This is a genomic window from Aequorivita sp. H23M31 (assembly GCF_004022485.1).
Classification (GTDB): Bacteria; Bacteroidota; Bacteroidia; order Flavobacteriales; family Flavobacteriaceae; genus Aequorivita; species Aequorivita ciconiae.
Window position 1 is genome coordinate 2,071,799 of the sequence record NZ_CP034951.1, and the last position, 17,396, is coordinate 2,089,194.

Below are 17,396 nucleotides of genomic sequence, written 5' to 3' on the forward strand. Positions count from 1 at the left end.
AAAAAAATAAAATAATTTCTGAATTCAGAATTCATAATTTCAAAAATGGAGGAAGAAAAAAGTCGTTGTAGTTGGTGCGGAACAGATCCGCTTTATGTGAAATACCATGATGAGGAATGGGGTGTGCCGGTAAGGGATGACAAAACCCTATTTGAATTTCTAATCTTGGAAACCTTTCAGGCAGGATTGAGTTGGATAACCATCCTTCGGAAACGAGAAAATTTTAGAGAGGCTTTTGATGGTTTTGATTATAAGAAAATCGCGGAATACGATCAATCAAAAATTGATGAACTTCTTCAGAATGAAGGAATAATCCGTAATAAATTAAAGGTACATTCAGCTATATCAAATGCGCAAGCCTTTATGCAAGTGCAAAATGAATTTGGGAGTTTTAGTAATTATATCTGGGAATTTGTAGATAACAAACCAATTAAAAATAAATTGATATCCCATAAGGACGCTGCGGCGACTACTCCGTTAAGCGATACAATAAGTAAAGATTTAAAGAAACGCGGATTCAAGTTCGTCGGTAGTACAGTTATTTACGCCCATATGCAAGCAACCGGAATGATCAACGATCACGTGAAAAGTTGCTTTAGATATAACGAAGTTTAATAAAATTAGATTTTAATCACCTTTTTGTGAATTTCGCCAAAGCTACCCTGAAAAGTAACAAGTAATGTTCCTTGCCAGTTTGGATTAAAGATCCAAAGTCAGCCTTCCATTTCCAGTTTCTACTTCGGCGTCATAAAGTTTTTGACCCAATAAACTATGGATCTGAACTTTTACAGAACCTTGAATCGAATTTAAATCAAAAAAAACTTTTCCATAAGTTGGATTTGGGTAAGCGGCCGAAATATGTTTAGCTGCCCATTCATCCATAGAAAGTGTTTCAACCTGAATCGTCCAAAAACCTTCGGGCGCAACTATGGGTCTTGTCATTTCCTTTCCCGGCATCGCTTCGGCCCAAATATAATATTCAATATCAACAGAAGTATTTGGAACATTTAAGTTGGCTGTCCAGTAGTCCGAGCTAGATGGTACCATTTCAATTTCATCATAATTAGTAGTTCCCACTTCCCGCCAAAAAACCTTGGCCTGAGCAACTCCCGAAATATGTTTTACCATGGCTTCAATAGATATCGTACTCCCAGCATTGGCAAGATCAATAGGCTGGTGAACAATCCAAAGCGGATCGGCTACACCAATAGTGTGGGTAATACAATGGATAGCACCTAAAGAATTGATTAGGTTTTCGCCGGGATTATCAACGTCTATTCCTACTACATTATAGCCTGGCAAAAGTTGCTGGATCTGATTTAAGGCGGGAACGTCAACTTCCGGGCGGTAAGTCGGGACCATTATAGTTTTATTTACAAAAACGGCATTGCTAAAGGTGTTATAAGGACCTCCGGAATTGGGATATTGTCCGCCAGTACTTGGAGGTGCCTCTATCCATTCTATTTTATAGGGACTTCCGAAAGGAGACTCAAAATTATCCAATACATATTGAATATTTGCTTCAATTTGGGGACCATCGGCAACTCCCGGTGGATATTTACTTACAAGAATGGTTTCCTCATCCAACAATTTCATATGCATATCAATATGATGGATCTGATCATAAGGCAAAGTGTTCATTTTCACAAAACGGTTAATACCCATATATTCCTGCATAATCCCATCAATTTGAGCTTCGGTCTTTACGCTCACGCCATATGGATTTCCAGCTGAATTTTCATTTAAAATCAAATTGGAAGCAAACGCATTGCCCAATCCATCACTCATATAATTTCCTCCCGTGTTAACTAAATCATTTATGCCAGAGGTAGTTGAAAAAAGATTAACTCCTGCTTGGGCGGCGTGGGCTATTGGCATAACATCGTCATTTGGACGTGGACGGTTATAGATCCAATCTACCAAGGCCCGTTCTCCTACATCATCTGAATAAATAGTATTTCCTGCATAATCCCGAATCCAGATACTGTCCCAAGGAACATTTAAAAAGGAAACATTCGTTATATCGATACCATTTGAGGTTAGATAATTGGAAACAGAAGTTTGATTTTGGGTGGTAATCATCACTTTGCATTCCTGCACTCCAGCAGCCACTATTTGTCTAAGTATATTTGGATAGGCAGGGTTCCAGGTTACCAATAAATATTCCACTTCCTCCCATTCCGCGGCAGCCCGCACCAAACCAGTAGGAGGGGGAGATAATCGGGAGCTCGTAAACTGAAATTCCGAAATCAGACCTTTCTCCGATTCGGTTAAATGATGTGGTAAGTTGGGTTTTTCCTGAGAGAAGAGGAAAGCACTCTGCAGTACCATTATCAGGACAAGAATGTATTTGGTATAGTTGTTTTTCATAACTGAAGAAATTGGAAGTCACTAAGGTATGTTTTTATTTATCTTCTATTCATCGTTAATCGAGAATTCTATAATTGCAGAAATTCTAAAAAGTTTGTTCTCTCCAACTCCTCCGCACCCAGACTTTCTAAATGCGAATTATAGATTTGGCAATCAATAAGTTTATAGCCATTAAACTTCGCATATTGGGAAAGAAAGTAGAATGCAACTTTTGAAGCATCGCTTACCAAACTGAACATGCTTTCGCCACAAAATATTTTTTTCTGTGGAAGATCTATTCCGTAAAGTCCGCCAACCAATTCGTCGTTACGCCAAACTTCAATGGACACTGCAAACCCTAGTTTGTGGAGTGCAAAATAGGCTTCTTGCATTCCTTTGGTTATCCACGTTCCTGCTTGACGCTTTCTTGGCACCGTTGCACAATTTGCTATTACCCGCTCAAAATCCTGGTTGAAAGTGATTCCAAATTTCTCACTTCGCAAGGTTTGCCGAAGACTTTTTGAGAGTTTGAATTTATCGGGAAAAAGAACCATCCTCGGATCTGGGCTCCACCATATAATAGGCTGCCCTTCTTCAAACCACGGAAATATACCACTCTGGTATGCCAGAAGCAGACGTGCCGGCGAAAGGTCGCCTCCAACTGCTAGAAGACCATCGGGAGGGGCGTTTTTTGGATCTGGAAACCAAAGTTCTTCGGAAAGATAAACCATTGATATTTTAGATATATTCAAACAAAAAGCCTCAAAGGATTATCTAACCCTTCGAGGCTATCAATTAATTTGCAATTTTCGATAGAAGTTTGACCGCTCTCTCACAGAGCTTCATAGTTAAAAAGGAAGATCGTCGTGTTCCTCCTCATTATAATCATTGGCAGGCTCAAAAGCTTCCGCTGGCGGTACAGGTGGACGGTTGCCACTATCGGGAGCTTGGGTTAAACTTTCAATTCGCCATCCCTGAATGGAATTAAAATATTTTACCTCTCCCTGGGGATTGGTCCATTCCCGGCCGCGAATATTAATACTAACTTTAACATCTTGACCAACTCTATATGAGTTCAATAAATCAGTTTTGTCCTGAACAAATTCAATCATTATAGATTGGGGATATTGTTCCTCAGTGGTTATAACCATCTCACGTTTCCTAAAACCATTGTTGCCAAAAGTTTTGGTCTCATCTATCATTTTAATTTTTCCTTGTAATTCCATTTCTATATAATTTATCGATTTTTATTTCCTCAACACATTGCAATGCCATAGCGAAGTAGCTTCAAAAATTAGGCTTTCTTATTTCTGGACCGAGGATAAATCCAAACTTTTCAAAAGTACTTTCCAAGCCTTATCCACTTCACCCTCAGATAAAAATTCTTGGGCCTTCCTGTGAATTGTATCAGAACAACCGGAATTCAGAATTAGTTTCAGTTCTTCGGAAGCATTTATAAAGGTATTAATTTCCTCTGTATTTGGAAAATTTTCAATATTTCCAAGCATACCTAAATCGTTTCCAGTCAACACCTTGCTTTTTTGAATTTCCTCTGGAAGCATATCCACCCCTATTCCAAGCGTTGTCAAAGGTTTTGGCACCTGAAATAGGCCTGCTTTGGCACGAGTATACCAGTTACCTCCAAGTCGGGCTATGGTATCAATTTTATGGGGATCGATAACACCATTTTCATCCAAAATATCCTTCTTAATATGAAGTTTTACCACTTCACATATCACCAAATTTCCTGCTCCACCTTCGTTTCCAAGTGAAATCACTTTCATCACCTTACATTCAAGTTGAACGGGTGCTTCTGCAACTCTAGGTGGTTTAACGATATCTGATGGAATTTCGGTAAAACCGGCTTTTTTAAATTCATTAACCCCTTTGGCGTATTCCGTAGATGCAAGAGATACCTGATGGACCATTTCAAAACTCACAATATTTATGACTACTTCTGGAACTTCCAAAACATTTTCATAACTGTGTTTTGTAGTATTATCACGACCTCTTCGAGCGGGTGAAAATATTAAAACGGGAGGCCTCGCACCGAATACATTGAAAAAGCTGAAGGGAGAAAGGTTTACTTTTCCTTCTTTATCCATAGTACTTGCGAAAGCAACGGGCCGAGGGGATACAGCCCCCAAAAGATACTGGTGCAGTTGTCCCGTAGGTATATCCTGTGGTGAAATTGAGATCATATCTCGCAAATGTACCCAAAAGATTACAGCTTATAAAAAGATGGCTGCACAATAATTTCAACATATTTGCCTTATATTTAAACCTTTCTTTTATCGCCACTCTTGCTTAATTTTAAGGGATTGGCATTAAATTTATCAGAAAAAAATATTCTTTATGTTTCGCCAGAAAACACTCTTCCGATGGGGTTTTATTTTAGCTTCTCTTCTTATTGTTAGTCTTATTCTGTGGAATACTTATGATTTTTTTAATCAGTTAAAGGAAAAAGAACGCGCTAAAATGGAAATTTGGGCAGTAGCCCAGGAGGAACTTCAGGCCATGGCTCAGGATCAATTGGACGATAGAAATAATCCGAGCACCACTGCGCTTACCATTATTCAAAGCAATAGCACTACACCAATGATCCTTTACACCTTGAAGGAAAATATATATTCGGGAAGAAATATCGATGAAAAAATTCTCGATAATGAAAAGGCACGCACCAAGAAGATAAAGCAGTTTGCCTCGGAATATGAACCCATAGAGGTAAGATATAAAGATCGGCTTTTCGCTATCATCTACTACGGAAATTCACCATTGATCAACAAACTTAAATTTTATCCAGCTGCCTTGATCTTGATGATTTTTCTTTTTGTTTTGGCAATCTATCTTTTTTACCAAACTTCGAAATCTGCGGAACAGAACAGATTATGGGCGGGAATGGCAAAGGAAACTGCCCATCAAATTGGCACGCCTCTCTCTTCTCTGATTGGCTGGGCTGAAATTCTGAAAAGTGAAAATATCAATCAGGATTATGTGGAAGAAATGGGAAAAGACATCAAACGTCTGGAAACCATTACCGAAAGATTTTCAAAAATAGGATCCATTCCAAAATTAGAACATTGCGACTTGGTTTCTGAAACCCGAAGTAGCTTTCATTATTTGAAAAATCGTACTTCAAAAATGATTGATTTCCAATTAAATATACCGGAATCACAAATCGAGCAACCACCAAAACCCATTTTTGTAAGGATGAATCCCCAGCTTTTTAGTTGGACTTTGGAAAATCTAGTTAAAAACGGTATAGACGCTATGAGAGGGAAAGGCAAAATCACTATTTCTATAGAAAAAAATGCTAAATATGCCTTTGTCCGGGTAATGGATACCGGAAAAGGTTTAACAAAAAGTGAAGCACGCCGCATCTTTACTCCGGGTTATACTACCAAAAAACGAGGTTGGGGGCTTGGCCTCTCCTTAGCTAAACGAATTATTGAAGAATACCATAAGGGTAAAATCCACGTACTAAAAAGTGTCCCGAATCAAGGTACAACCATAGAAATTGCCCTCAAAATTGACAGTTGAAAATGACCAAGAAAACCAACATATTGCACACCGCAAAATTAAAAAACAATTGTCCCACCTGTTTTGGCACGGATGGACTGGAATTGAAATTTACCCAAGATGAAGATGAGAATGCTTTTTTTCATAAACCCAATCGGAATATTTCTGAAACACTATATTGCCACAACTGTAAAAATCCTATTTACCCGGTAAATTGGACTGAAGACATCGAAAGGGTTTATGATTACAATAAAAAAATAGCGGAAACAAGAAGACAGTATCTTAGTGTAAAACCGCTATTTTATATATTGATTGTTTTGGCGATAATAGTAATTGGCGCTCTCGGCTATATATTCCTATTCTAAACTTTTAGTTTATCAGCAATGGCATCTGCCAATCGCTGAAACTCTTCGGAGGTCATATTCACTTTTTTTGTAAAACGCATATCGTCCATCTCGTTTAAGGGTATAAGGTGGACGTGAACATGAGGAACTTCAAGGCCTACTACGGCCATTCCAACTCTTTTACAGGGAACTGTTTTACCTATCGCAATTGCAACCTTTCGACTAAATTGCATCAGTTGTAGATACAGATGTTCACCCATATCAAAAATCTTATCGATTTCCTCTTTGGGAACGCAGAGTGTATGTCCCTTACTGTTGGGATTAATATCCAAAAAGGCGATAAAGTTCTCGTCTTCGGCTACCTTGTAACAGGGAATTTCCCCCTCGATAATTTTCGTGAATAATGTTGCCATGGTCAGTCTCTTGATATTTCTAAGATATCAAATTTAAGAATTCCACTCGGAACTTGTATCTCGGCGACCTCACCTTGTTGTTTTCCAAGCAATCCTCTTCCAATAGGAGAATCTACCGAAATCTTCCCGGTCTTAAGATCCGCCTCGCTTTGGGCTACCAATTTATATTTCATTTCCATGCCATTGGCTTGGTTTTTAATCTTTACCGTGGAATGCACCAAGATTTTACTCAAGTCCAATTGCGATTCGTCTATCAATCGAGCATTGGCAAGCACTTCTTCGAGTTTTGCAATTTTCAATTCCAACATTCCCTGGGCCTCTTTGGCAGCGTCATATTCGGCATTTTCGCTCAAATCTCCCTTGTCCCTTGCTTCCGCAATGGCATTAGAGGCTCTGGGACGCTCTACGTCGCGTAGATTATCCAATTCATCTCTCAATTTCTTTAACCCTTCGGCTGTATAATAAGATACTTTAGTCATAACTTCATCGTTTGCGTATGTAACATCCTTTCAGTGTTCTAATATTGTATAAAATGTGTTCTTTGATTTCAATGTGTGGTAAAATAATATCCAGGTCTAGTTAGACCCTTATTTTACCTGATAATAGATGAGAAATAAACAATATTTCAAAACAAAATTTAAAAATTAAAAGAGATATAGAACATACATATTCTATAATATAACAAAATCCCGACACGTGGCGGGACTCACATCAATAAACTAAAAAAATCCCATACTTTGACGGGATCGTGTTCAACAAATATACAAAAAATTTACTTGTTTTACATTTTGTTGTAATTTCGTCGTAAAAATAAATACCTTGAAAAAAATAAAGCTTCTTTCACTTCTAATTATTTCGTTTACAATCTCTTGCTCCAAGAGCGACGACAAGCAAGTACGCAATCCTTACTTGACAAATCCAGTGGTTAGTCTTAACCTAAACCTAAATCTCCCAGAATACAATCCACTTAAATTCCCTGGAAGCTATATTATCGCTCCTCAGGGAATTAAGGGCATAATTGTTTACTGTGTAAGCGATTCCTATTATCTCGCCTTTGACCTAACAGATCCCAATCATCCGCCAAATTTCTGCTCTAGAATGGAAATGGATGGACTTGTTGCCAGGTGTCCATGCCCAACTGACGATAACGCTTATCTCGTCACCAATTTCGGACAAGCAATTCCGGCAGATGGCAGTAAATACCCCATGCAGCAATACCGGGCAGAACGGGTAGGAAATAGTGTTATAATTACTAATTAATATACGGACTCCCGCTCGATAACTGGTTAAATTTAAGTTAGAACGATTTTTCTTTTAGAATTTTTAAATTTAAATGAATTTAAATTTATTTGGAAAACTAAAATTTAATAGTTGCCCCAACTAGAAAATTGATAGTCGCTTGTGGAAAATATCCGGCACCTTCTATTGTTGTTACGGTTCCAGGATTGCTGTAATCATCATCATAGGTATAGTAATAACCGTTGGAAATATATTTTACATTAAAGATATTATTCACTAAAGCTGAAAAAGCTATTTCCTTGATCCAAGGCAAATTTTCCAAGGTGTAAACAATATTGAAGTCGTTAACAAAATAACTGTCAAGTTTTGACGCCTTGCTATCTGTATTTCCCATAAATTGTTCTCCTACAAATTTTGATAGAAAAGCTAGTTGTAATTTTTTAGTGGGTGAATATTCCAGCATATTTCCTGCTACTACTGAAGGAGAGAACGAAATATCCGTATTCCCCAAATTTGCAAGCGCTCCATCAATAGAGGCGACAAAATCCACATTTTTATTGGAGCTTAGAGAAATATTTGGAAGCGTTCTTAAATTATCCAATATCCTTATTTCTGCATCCACTTCCAGACCAAGTCGATAACTTTTCCCACTACTCATTCGCAATGGTTTTCCGGTATCTCCCAGTTCTCCCGAAAGGACCAATTGATCTCTATAATCCATATAATAGACATTCGAATTTAATTTAAAATTCTCCGAACCAAAACGCCATCCCAGCTCAAAATCATCGAGTTTTTCGGCCGTAGTTATATCTTCACGAAAGTCGGCTCGTGTTGGTTCGCGATGGGCTTTTCCATAAGAGAAATAAAACTGGTTTGTTAAGTTCAATTTGTAGGTAAGCCCAGCTTTGGGATTAAAGAAAGTGTATTTTTTATCCAAATCCATTTCAACTAAATCAGATGTGATTCCAGAGGTTTTGTAGTTAATAAAGCGTCCTTGAAGATCGCCATAAACGCTCCAAGAATCACTGAGTTGGAAAGTTGCTTTTGAAAATACGGTAAATTCTGTTTTATGTGCATCACCATCATAATATCGATCCCGTATTTCGGAATTACTGGCATAGCGCGCCCAGATTATTTCACCATAATGCTCTCCTTCATAATAACTGTAGAAAACACCTGAAGATATATCCCAACTTGAATCTTTATAATTCACATTTCCACTAGCCGCATAAAAATTATTGTCCAGCCATCTTCTACGGATTAAATCGGTTTTATTTATGGTTTCCCCTCCAAGAACAATAGGTTCCAAACCATAATTTGCGAATTTTTGATTTTCCTTATATTGTTCAAAATAGCCCAATCCTTTCGTATAATTTAATGAAACGTTTGTATTCCAGTTATTGTCAATACGCTGGTTCCATATTAATTGATAAATATCCTGTCCATAGTTGTCTACCTCATTATCGTAAAATTGAATATTACCATCTTCATCCGTGTACATACCAGAAACATTAAAGGTTCTGTCATTCTCTAATTTCTCAGGATCTTCGAGTCCGTTCCAAGCTTGGTATGTTTCCTGCCGTCCACCAAAGGCCAAAGCTTTTATAAATGTATTTTTATCTACAAACGCTGCTTGCAGAAAATAGGATTTTAAATCTGAGTTAGCTCTGTCGATATATCCATCCGACTTTATCCTTGACAACCTACCGGAAACCTCAAAGTGATCGGAAAGCAAACCGGTGCTAAATTCCACGTTATGCTTGCGTGTATTATAACTGCCAAAGGAATTGGAAATTTGGCCCCTTGCCTTTTCCGAAACTCCCTCTGTCATTATATTTAAGCTCGCTCCAAAAGCACCTGATCCATTAGTTGAAGTCCCCACTCCGCGCTGCAACTGTAAACTTTGAACGGAAGAAGTAAGATCGGGAAGGTTTACCCAGACGGTAACTTGGCTCTCAGAATCGTTATAGGGCATTCCATTAAGAGTTACGTTCACTCGGGAAGCGTCGCTACCTCGAACCCGAATATAGGCATAACCTACTCCCGCCCCGGCATCGCTCGTGGTAACGACAGAGGGCATATAGTTGAGCATATATGGCAATTCTTGTCCCAGATTGCGCTTTTCAATTTCCTGCTTATCCATGTTTGAATGGGTAATAGGAGAATCGGCACTTACACGCACGGTTTTTAATAGCACCTCATCCAACGCTTCGATCTTAGTGGAATCCTGTTGTTTTTCAAAATCGGTCTGTTGACCAAACGCTGAAATAACCGTTGAAATAAAAACTGCGGAAATCAATAACTTTTGCATTCGTATTAAGTTTTTTTATACGAATAAAAGGGGCGTTATTCTTTGTGTGTAAATATTAAAAAGAAAAACCCTGAAAATCCAATATGGGATTCACAGGGTTTTTCCATAGGATACATCGTATCCTTTTTTCCCTTGACAGCATTACCCGTCCAGGTTCTTTGGGTATAATCTCAGCTTCTCTCAAGTTCAGAGTTCACAGTCCAGAGTTCAGAGTTTAAAAAACTCATAACTCATAACTCAAGACTCATAACTAGATTAGCACCCCTTTGAGATGTTCGGCAAAGGTACAATTCATTTTAAAATTTGAGTAGAGATTTTGTTTAATTTCTGTTTTATCCGTGCCTCCATCCCCTACAGGCTTTCATTAGACCCCCGACCTCTAATAGGAGAATTGAATTTCAGCCTTAAGCTTCCAGTTTCAACTTCGATTTCGATTTCGATTTCGATTTGGCTAGACTCCTGAGCCTTAAGGGGAGAATTACTGTTGAAAGATCAACTTCGTTTTCGATTTCGATTTCGATTTCGATTTCGATTTGGCTAGACTCCTGAGCCTTAAGGGGAGAATTACTGTTGAAAGATCAACTTCGTTTTCGATTTCGATTTCGATTTCGATTTCATTTCCGCCCTCTCCCTCTTTTATCCCAAGATTAATTGTGCAAAATCTTCATAAACTTTACATTTGAATAATGGCGACCTCGCGAAATAAATTCACCTTTAAGATAATCCTCAGCTATTTGGTTCTTGGTGCATTATCTGTACTTGTTGGCTTCTTTTTATACTCCGAATTTGAGAAAATTACTTCCGGAAGCATTAAAAATGTAGGAGAGAAAAAGTTTATAGAAACAGGAGTGCTGATCAATTTGGTTTACGAAGCAGATGGTTTTGCCAGGCTGGCACTTCTTACGGAAAATGACAGTGATTTTGAAAAATACCAGCTTACCACCGATTCGCTTTTTGTAAAAATCAAAGAAATAAAATCCTTATCCACCAACGATTATCAAATAATGCAGTTGGACAGTGTTAAGTCGTTGCTTATAGAAAAAAACCAAAATATTGAACAACTTCGAATTCTGGGTTTAACCAATCAAAAAGATACTTCGCTGGATGAGATTATGAAGGAAGTTCAGAAGTTGGAGGCCTCAATTGGACTCATTTCAGTAGAAACGCTCTATAAGAATCCATCCAAGTTAAGCAGAAGAGAGCGACGTATTTGGCAATCGTATGCCGATTACCTTAATAGCAATCCAGCTCGGGACACCTCAACCGTAAAGTCGAAAACTGTAGATTCCATGCTTACCGCTTCCAGATACATTGTTTCTGAAGCAAAAAAGAAGAACTCCCAGATTAGTGAATCATTACGCCAGAAAGAGAATGAATTAATCCGCAACGATTTGAATATCTCCGAACGACTGAGGGAAATAATAACAAGTTTGGATGCTGAGATTGCCAAGAAGAATAACCTGGAAAATGAAATGCGCCAGGAATCTATGGATCGCACAGGGCAAATTCTAAAATTTGCTGGAATCCTAGGTGGCGGAGTTATATTAATTTTCTCATATTTAATACTTTCCGATTTTTTTAGAGCGGAACGGTTTAAAAAGAATCTCGAGGAATCCAAGAATTACGCCGAAACTCTTTTAAAAAGTAGGGAACAATTAATCTCTACAGTTAGCCACGATTTAAAAACTCCTTTAAATACCATTAGCGGTTATGCCGAATTGTTTGAAAACTCAGCTCTTTCGGAAAAACAAAAATCCTATCTAGCACAGATTACCTCTAGCTCACATTTTATATCACATCTGGTAGATGATCTTCTGGATTATTCAAAACTAGAAGCGGGAAAATTGCCCTTGGAAACTATTCCGTTTTCATTAGAAAACATAATTACTGAGGCTGGAAATGCAGTTAAACAGGTTTATCTTCAAAAACCCGTTTCGCTTAAAGTCTCTATTTCTGACGGATTAAAAGGAAGGATTTTTGAAAGCGATCCCTTGAGACTCCGTCAAATAATAAACAATTTGGTGGGAAATGCTTTTAAATTCACCGATGAGGGTAGTGTTGAGCTTAGAGCAGAAGAACTAAAAAATAGCAACCAGATTTCCACAATTCAAATTGCAGTAATCGATACGGGAATCGGGATTTCAAAGGAAAAACAGGAACTTATTTTCGACGAATTTACCCAAGCAGAAACAGATACGGCACATAAATTTGGTGGAAGTGGTTTGGGCCTTGCCATCTCCAAAAAACTAACTAATCTTTTAGATGGAACCTTAAAAGTGAAAAGTGTTTTAGGGAAGGGAAGTGAATTTACCCTCACAATACCGCTGAAAAATAGTGATCGGAAATTCTCAGAAAAACCTAAGGAATCCCAAACGTCCTTTATGGGATTAAAGGGAATTATAATCGATGATGATCAGGCTATTGGATCGCTTTTAAAAGAAATGCTCCAGCAATTGGGAATTGAAACCAAAGTCTTTAACCGTTTTCAAAATTTGAAAGACGCAAAGTTGGATCCTAATTTCGATTTTATTTTAACGGACATCCAAATGCCAGACACAGATGGTTTTTCAGTTTTAAAAAGTCTGAAAAATGGCGAAGTTGATTTCTATAAAAATCAACCAATTATTGCTATGACCGGAAATAAAGAGCTATCACGCGATTATTATTTGGAAGAAGGCTTTGCAGAAATGCTCGCAAAACCCTTTGCAAGTCAGGATCTTATTAAGAGCCTAAACCTAATTTTTCCAGAGCGGATAAGCACGGAGTTACCAACTGCGGTCAAAGAAAAAACAGGAAAGATCAAAACCGCTAGGGTAAACTTGCCAAAGAGTGAAAAATTTGATATTTCTCTTTTAAAGTCTTTTTTAAGTACACCAGAATCCCTGTTGGAAGTCCTGCGGATTTTCGATGCGCAAACGGAAAAAGATCTAATGAATTTAAAAAAATCCTTTCAGAAAAAGGATTTTGAATCTATTAGAGAAACCTCTCACAGAATGTTGACAATGTTCCGTCAAATACAGGCCGTGCAAGTGATTCCTATTTTGGAGCGTATGGAAAGTTATTCAAGGATAAATCCAGAAGATTCGCAATTATCTACCGATTTAGAACAGCTCAATTTTAAGACCGAAGAATTATTGACAGAATTAAAAGCAGTGTATGCCTACAATTCTATATTGTAGAGCTCAAGTTTATTATAAAGGGTTTTCCGGGTTATGTTCAATAATTTTGCAGCCTTCGTTTTGTTGTAGCCTGCTTCTTTTAATGCATTTATAATGAGCTGTTTTTCATTACTTTCCTTGGAAAAATCTACAACTGGACCCGGCCCGGGTTTGGAAAACAAGACTTCCTTAGGTATCACGTCCAACGGAATTAAATTTGAATTGGTAAGCAATACCGAACGCTTTATCACATTTTTCAGCTCACGGAGATTTCCTGGCCAACTGTAATTTTTAAACGCCTCTTCTACTTCTTTGGAAAGCCCTAAAACTTCCTTTCCTAAGGAAACATTAGCTTCATTTAAAAAGTATTCAATAAAAAGAAACAGATCTTCCTTTCGTTCGCGAAGAGATGGGATATGAACGGTGAATTCATTTAGACGATGATATAAATCTTCTCTAAATGTTTTTGTGGAAACAGCTTCTAATAGATCCTCATTCGTTGCCGAAATAATGCGAACATCTACCTCAATTTCTGTGTTACTGCCTACGGGTTTAATTTTTCGCTCCTGCAAGGCGCGCAATAATTGGATTTGGTTTTCATAAGAAAGATTTCCCACTTCATCTAAAAAGAGCGTTCCGCCATCGGCAGCTTCAAAATGACCTTTCTTATCGTTGATTGCGCCCGTAAAACTTCCTTTAATATGCCCAAAAAATTCGCTGGCAGCAATTTCTTTTGGAATTGCGCCGCAATCAACAGCCACAAAACTTCTATCTTTTCGGGAGCTGAAATTATGAATAGCTTTTGCCGCTACTTCCTTTCCTGTTCCACTTTCACCTTGAATAAGAACGCACATATCCGTTGGTCCCACCAATTTCAGGTATTCGTTGAATTTTTTAGAGATTTCACTTATTCCTACAATAAAACTGGGTTTGCTTGAAACGGGTTTAAATTGGTTAGGCGGATGCGAAATACTTTCGAGACGATCAACTTCTAAGCTTGCCGAATAATTTTTGGAAGCTTCTTCAATTATCATCAACAATTCTTCTGGACGGAAAGGTTTGGAAATATAGTCCAACGCTCCTTTCTTGATAGCTTTTACGGCGGTATCGACTTCCGCATAACCCGTCATAAGGATAACCTTTGTTTTGGGAGAAACCTCTTTAGTATATTCTAAAAGTTCCAGTCCAGAATCATCGGGAAGTTTTAAATCGGTAATTAAAAAATCGTATGAGTTCTCTGCAACAGATTTTCTGCCATGATTTCCCGTGAGGGATATTGAAATACTATAACCCTTTCGCTCCAAAAAAGAGGTGAGCATCTTTCCAAATGCCACATCATCTTCCACAATATGTATTCGCCGTACCATGACTAAAATTAAAATAGTAAAAATAGCAAGTATAAACTGGGGCTAGCTCTAAAGTTATCACAAAAAAAAGGCCTCCATTTTCTGGCGGCCTTTTCTCGAAGTATTGAATCTAAAATACCTGCAGCTTACTGCTTCTTTAATTCCTTTTTAATCAACTCACCTTGTTGGTTTACCATTACAGTTGTTTCTCCAGCAACAGCGGTAGCAAGTTGGATTTTGTAATCACCCTGAGCATTCACATAAGCCTTTGATATAGTGGCACCGTTAAATTCCTTAGCTATGGCATCTTTAACGGTCTGTGGCACTTCAGAAATCTTTACTTCCTTATAATCCTGTACAGCCTCTGCAAGGTTGGAGGTTTCAGCGTCTTGGGCAGCGATCAATCTGTTTTCAACTTTTTGCTCAACGGCAGTTTGCGATGCTTTGTTTAAAGCGGTTGGTTCTTTATCACTCTGTGCTGTTACGGCAGTTAAACCTCCCAATACAATGGCTGTACTTAAAATTAATCTTTTCATATTTATGTTTTTAAATTTATTTGTTTTAGTAATTGTAACATCTCTGTGTTGCTATTCATATAGAAAAAGTAATGCCACAGAATACGCAAGCAAATCAATAACTTAAAAGATACTGATTAACAACTCTTTATATGAAAAAGAGTACCAATCCTGAAAAGGGCCCACTGTATAAACTCATAACAGGACGTGTAAAAATTATACATTGAATGTATAAATTCCGGACTATGCTGGTTATTCAATTTTTGGTGGCCTTCGATTAGATTTCTTTAAGGCGTGTTCCTTTTTTGATTTTAAACGGCGCTCAATTGCGCTTTTGGAAGGCTTTGTTTTCTTACGTTTTTTCGGAACCTTTAAACTTTGTTGGATTAACTCTAAAAGTCTTTCAATTACAATTGCTTTATTTCTATGTTGGCTTCGAGTTTCTCCACATTGAAGAATCAAAAGTCCGTCCGAAGAAATTTTTGAAGAAAGTTTATGGAGAAGTCGTTCTTTTTCCTGTTCAGAAAATGCCATGGAGGTTTCAATATTGAAAGATACTTCCACTTTTGAGGCGGTTTTGTTCACATGCTGTCCTCCCGGACCACTACTGCGAATCCCTTTAAAGGAGAGTTCTGTCAATAAAACTTCATTGTTCATTAGGAAAGATGCACCTCGTTTAATAAATCATTTACCGTCTTTACGGGATTAAAGGTAATAAGTGGCACTTCCACAAAAACCGTATTCCAATTATCCATCGCACCATTCCAAAGCCCAGGACGTTCTAATGCTTTTAAATGAATTCCGTTATAAGATTTTTCCGAAATAAACCCTGCGTCGGGATCTGCGAATTGATTTAAATCGAATTTCTCACCTTTATAATTTCGAACGCCACAAACTAAATCCACTGGATTAAAATGGGTTGCAGAATCCACAAAAGCTTTTTGTTCTGGATTATGCATATCGATCTGAGAAATCTCTACAATTTGATGGAAAATTTCTCCTTTTTTATTTTTAACAATAAAAGGTCCACCTCCAGGAGCTCCCGTATTTTCAACTACCCCACAAATTCGAATAGGGCGGTTCAAAATATTTAGAAGTGCTTCCTTATTTTTGCCCACATTGGTTAATTTAAGTTCTTCGGAAATAAAATGGGAAGCATCCTGTATTATTTTGTTTGAAAGACTTTCTTTTTCCAGTTTTTCTATATGTTCAAATATCTTCATTTGCAGCGAAATCAGTTTCCCCGCCAAAACTTTCTTTTGAAAAGCGATAGTTTCAACATATTTTTGGGACACCACATTATCGATATTTTTTATAAAAATAATGTCAGCGTCCATTTCATTTAAATTCTGCAGCAAAGCGCCATGCCCAGACGGACGGAAAACAATATTCCCGTTTTCATCCAAAAAAAGTTCATTATCTAAAGTTGCTGCAATTGTATCCGTTTCTTTTTTCTGAAAGGAATAGGAAATATAGAATTCTGTGTTCGTTCTCTTTTCTACTAAATGCTGGATCTTTTCATGTCTTTTCTTGAACTTACTCTTATGATCGACAGAAACAGTAAAATGCAAATTCGCCACATTATTTGAAGTTGCATAAAAAGCGGCTTCATATAATTGTTCTTCAAAAGCTGTTATGTATTCCTTATCGTGTTTGTGGAAAGGAATTAAACCTTTTGGGATAAAACCAAAATTTAAAGCATCTTCACCCAACATCTCCTTAATAATCAACAAGTATTTTTTCCCCTTTTTAAGATCATCAAATCCTTTATGTTTTGATTTCAACCTTTTTAAGACCAGATCAGCGAATGCAAAATGTTCAAACGAATCGAAAAATATTTTTAAATCTTTACTTGTCTCTTCTTGAAGAAATTTCTCAATATCCATTTTTGGATCATAAATTTCTAAAAATCGATGTAGAGATTTAAACATTCGTGTAGCGGCACCGGAGGCGGGAACAAATTTTAAAAGATCTAGATTATCCTTTTGAGATTCAAAAAGATCGACATATTTTTTCTGCTCACTTTCAGAGAAAACTCTTATTCCATTATTTATTGACACGGAACCCACAACGTGAGCGAAAGGTATTCCATGTTTAAAAATCTCAAGTTGGCGCTCTACTTCCGCTTCGGTAAGACCGTGAGCTTCTATTTGTTGTCTGTTTCGTTCAGTAAACATTTTGTACAATAATTAAATTCCTCTG

The 17,396-nt window shown here is 37.5% G+C and carries 16 protein-coding genes; 5 read left to right on the forward strand and 11 right to left on the reverse strand.

Features of this window, described 5'->3' with window-relative positions; translation table 11 throughout:
* Window positions 1-45: 45 nt before the first annotated feature.
* A complete protein-coding gene (locus EI546_RS09060) occupies window positions 46-615 on the forward strand; it encodes a DNA-3-methyladenine glycosylase I (protein WP_128250240.1) in 570 nt (189 codons plus the stop codon).
* 84 nt (window positions 616-699) lie between these two features.
* On the opposite strand, the gene EI546_RS09065 is transcribed toward EI546_RS09060, so the two are convergent.
* The 4 genes from EI546_RS09065 to EI546_RS09080 all read right to left on the reverse strand — a co-directional run bounded on the left by EI546_RS09065 (window position 700) and on the right by EI546_RS09080 (window position 4,550).
* Window positions 700-2,370 (reverse strand): agmatine deiminase family protein, encoded by a 1,671-nt coding sequence (locus EI546_RS09065; RefSeq protein ID WP_128250241.1) that lies wholly within the window; start codon window positions 2,368-2,370, stop codon window positions 700-702.
* A 68-nt stretch (window positions 2,371-2,438) separates the two neighbouring features.
* Window positions 2,439-3,080 carry a leucyl/phenylalanyl-tRNA--protein transferase gene (gene aat, locus EI546_RS09070; RefSeq protein ID WP_128250242.1) on the reverse strand — a complete coding sequence of 214 codons (642 nt, stop codon included), beginning with the start codon at window positions 3,078-3,080 and terminating at the stop codon, window positions 2,439-2,441.
* Between the two features lie 117 nt (window positions 3,081-3,197).
* Complete coding sequence (locus EI546_RS09075) at window positions 3,198-3,575, reverse strand: DUF3127 domain-containing protein (RefSeq protein ID WP_128250243.1); 378 nt, start codon at window positions 3,573-3,575, stop codon at window positions 3,198-3,200.
* Window positions 3,576-3,653: 78 nt separating this feature from the next.
* Window positions 3,654-4,550, reverse strand: coding sequence for a flavin reductase family protein (locus EI546_RS09080; RefSeq protein ID WP_128250244.1), 897 nt, complete (start codon window positions 4,548-4,550; stop codon window positions 3,654-3,656).
* 154 nt (window positions 4,551-4,704) lie between these two features.
* Here EI546_RS09080 and EI546_RS09085 point away from each other — a divergent pair, with 154 nt between their 5' ends.
* Window positions 4,705-5,889, forward strand: a complete 1,185-nt coding sequence (locus EI546_RS09085) for a sensor histidine kinase (RefSeq protein WP_128250245.1) — start codon at window positions 4,705-4,707, stop codon at window positions 5,887-5,889.
* Between the two features lie 2 nt (window positions 5,890-5,891).
* Window positions 5,892-6,233, forward strand: a complete 342-nt coding sequence (locus tag EI546_RS09090) for a hypothetical protein (protein ID WP_128250246.1) — start codon at window positions 5,892-5,894, stop codon at window positions 6,231-6,233.
* On the opposite strand, the gene EI546_RS09095 is transcribed toward EI546_RS09090, so the two are convergent.
* Together EI546_RS09095 and greA are read right to left on the reverse strand one after the other, a co-directional pair.
* On the reverse strand, window positions 6,230-6,625 hold the full coding sequence (locus EI546_RS09095) for an HIT family protein (protein WP_128250247.1): 396 nt from the start codon (window positions 6,623-6,625) through the stop codon (window positions 6,230-6,232). The genes EI546_RS09090 and EI546_RS09095 overlap by 4 nt on opposite strands.
* Before the next feature lie 2 nt (window positions 6,626-6,627).
* The gene (greA, locus tag EI546_RS09100; protein WP_128250248.1) at window positions 6,628-7,104 is read right to left on the reverse strand and encodes a transcription elongation factor GreA; all 477 of its coding nucleotides are present in this window, start codon (window positions 7,102-7,104) and stop codon (window positions 6,628-6,630) included.
* A gap of 340 nt (window positions 7,105-7,444) precedes the next feature.
* Between greA and EI546_RS09105 the strand changes: the two genes are divergently transcribed.
* On the forward strand, window positions 7,445-7,885 hold the full coding sequence (locus tag EI546_RS09105) for a hypothetical protein (protein WP_128250249.1): 441 nt from the start codon (window positions 7,445-7,447) through the stop codon (window positions 7,883-7,885).
* A 97-nt stretch (window positions 7,886-7,982) separates the two neighbouring features.
* Here EI546_RS09105 and EI546_RS09110 read toward each other — a convergent pair whose 3' ends face one another.
* Window positions 7,983-10,175 carry a TonB-dependent receptor gene (locus EI546_RS09110; RefSeq protein ID WP_128250250.1) on the reverse strand — a complete coding sequence of 731 codons (2,193 nt, stop codon included), beginning with the start codon at window positions 10,173-10,175 and terminating at the stop codon, window positions 7,983-7,985.
* 686 nt (window positions 10,176-10,861) lie between these two features.
* On the opposite strand from EI546_RS09110, the gene EI546_RS09115 reads away from it, so the two are divergent.
* Window positions 10,862-13,354, forward strand: coding sequence for a hybrid sensor histidine kinase/response regulator (locus EI546_RS09115; RefSeq protein ID WP_128250251.1), 2,493 nt, complete (start codon window positions 10,862-10,864; stop codon window positions 13,352-13,354).
* On the opposite strand, the gene EI546_RS09120 is transcribed toward EI546_RS09115, so the two are convergent.
* The 4 genes from EI546_RS09120 to EI546_RS09135 all read right to left on the reverse strand — a co-directional run bounded on the left by EI546_RS09120 (window position 13,336) and on the right by EI546_RS09135 (window position 17,371).
* Entirely contained in the window at window positions 13,336-14,700 is a 1,365-nt protein-coding gene (locus EI546_RS09120; RefSeq protein ID WP_128250252.1) for a sigma-54-dependent transcriptional regulator, read from the reverse strand. The two genes, EI546_RS09115 and EI546_RS09120, sit on opposite strands and share 19 nt — an antisense overlap.
* 125 nt (window positions 14,701-14,825) lie before the next feature.
* Complete coding sequence (locus tag EI546_RS09125) at window positions 14,826-15,215, reverse strand: hypothetical protein (protein ID WP_128250253.1); 390 nt, start codon at window positions 15,213-15,215, stop codon at window positions 14,826-14,828.
* Between the two features lie 231 nt (window positions 15,216-15,446).
* Complete coding sequence (arfB, locus tag EI546_RS09130; RefSeq protein ID WP_128250254.1) at window positions 15,447-15,851, reverse strand: alternative ribosome rescue aminoacyl-tRNA hydrolase ArfB; 405 nt, start codon at window positions 15,849-15,851, stop codon at window positions 15,447-15,449.
* On the reverse strand, window positions 15,851-17,371 hold the full coding sequence (locus EI546_RS09135) for a DUF4301 family protein (protein WP_128250255.1): 1,521 nt from the start codon (window positions 17,369-17,371) through the stop codon (window positions 15,851-15,853). Before EI546_RS09135 ends, arfB begins: the two co-directional genes overlap by 1 nt.
* Window positions 17,372-17,396: the final 25 nt, after the last annotated feature.

What these genes read in the sequence shown, in the direction of transcription:
- EI546_RS09060 (WP_128250240.1), top strand. Translation starts at nt 46, where the DNA reads ATGGAGGAAGAAAAAAGTCGTTGTAGTTGGTGCGGAACAGATCCGCTT.
- EI546_RS09065 (WP_128250241.1), bottom strand. Translation starts at nt 2,370, where the DNA reads ATGAAAAACAACTATACCAAATACATTCTTGTCCTGATAATGGTACTG.
- aat (WP_128250242.1), bottom strand. Translation starts at nt 3,080, where the DNA reads ATGGTTTATCTTTCCGAAGAACTTTGGTTTCCAGATCCAAAAAACGCC.
- EI546_RS09075 (WP_128250243.1), bottom strand. Translation starts at nt 3,575, where the DNA reads ATGGAATTACAAGGAAAAATTAAAATGATAGATGAGACCAAAACTTTT.
- EI546_RS09080 (WP_128250244.1), bottom strand. Translation starts at nt 4,550, where the DNA reads ATGATCTCAATTTCACCACAGGATATACCTACGGGACAACTGCACCAG.
- EI546_RS09085 (WP_128250245.1), top strand. Translation starts at nt 4,705, where the DNA reads ATGTTTCGCCAGAAAACACTCTTCCGATGGGGTTTTATTTTAGCTTCT.
- EI546_RS09090 (WP_128250246.1), top strand. Translation starts at nt 5,892, where the DNA reads ATGACCAAGAAAACCAACATATTGCACACCGCAAAATTAAAAAACAAT.
- EI546_RS09095 (WP_128250247.1), bottom strand. Translation starts at nt 6,625, where the DNA reads ATGGCAACATTATTCACGAAAATTATCGAGGGGGAAATTCCCTGTTAC.
- greA (WP_128250248.1), bottom strand. Translation starts at nt 7,104, where the DNA reads ATGACTAAAGTATCTTATTATACAGCCGAAGGGTTAAAGAAATTGAGA.
- EI546_RS09110 (WP_128250250.1), bottom strand. Translation starts at nt 10,175, where the DNA reads ATGCAAAAGTTATTGATTTCCGCAGTTTTTATTTCAACGGTTATTTCA.
- EI546_RS09115 (WP_128250251.1), top strand. Translation starts at nt 10,862, where the DNA reads ATGGCGACCTCGCGAAATAAATTCACCTTTAAGATAATCCTCAGCTAT.
- EI546_RS09120 (WP_128250252.1), bottom strand. Translation starts at nt 14,700, where the DNA reads ATGGTACGGCGAATACATATTGTGGAAGATGATGTGGCATTTGGAAAG.
- EI546_RS09125 (WP_128250253.1), bottom strand. Translation starts at nt 15,215, where the DNA reads ATGAAAAGATTAATTTTAAGTACAGCCATTGTATTGGGAGGTTTAACT.
- arfB (WP_128250254.1), bottom strand. Translation starts at nt 15,851, where the DNA reads ATGAACAATGAAGTTTTATTGACAGAACTCTCCTTTAAAGGGATTCGC.
- EI546_RS09135 (WP_128250255.1), bottom strand. Translation starts at nt 17,371, where the DNA reads ATGTTTACTGAACGAAACAGACAACAAATAGAAGCTCACGGTCTTACC.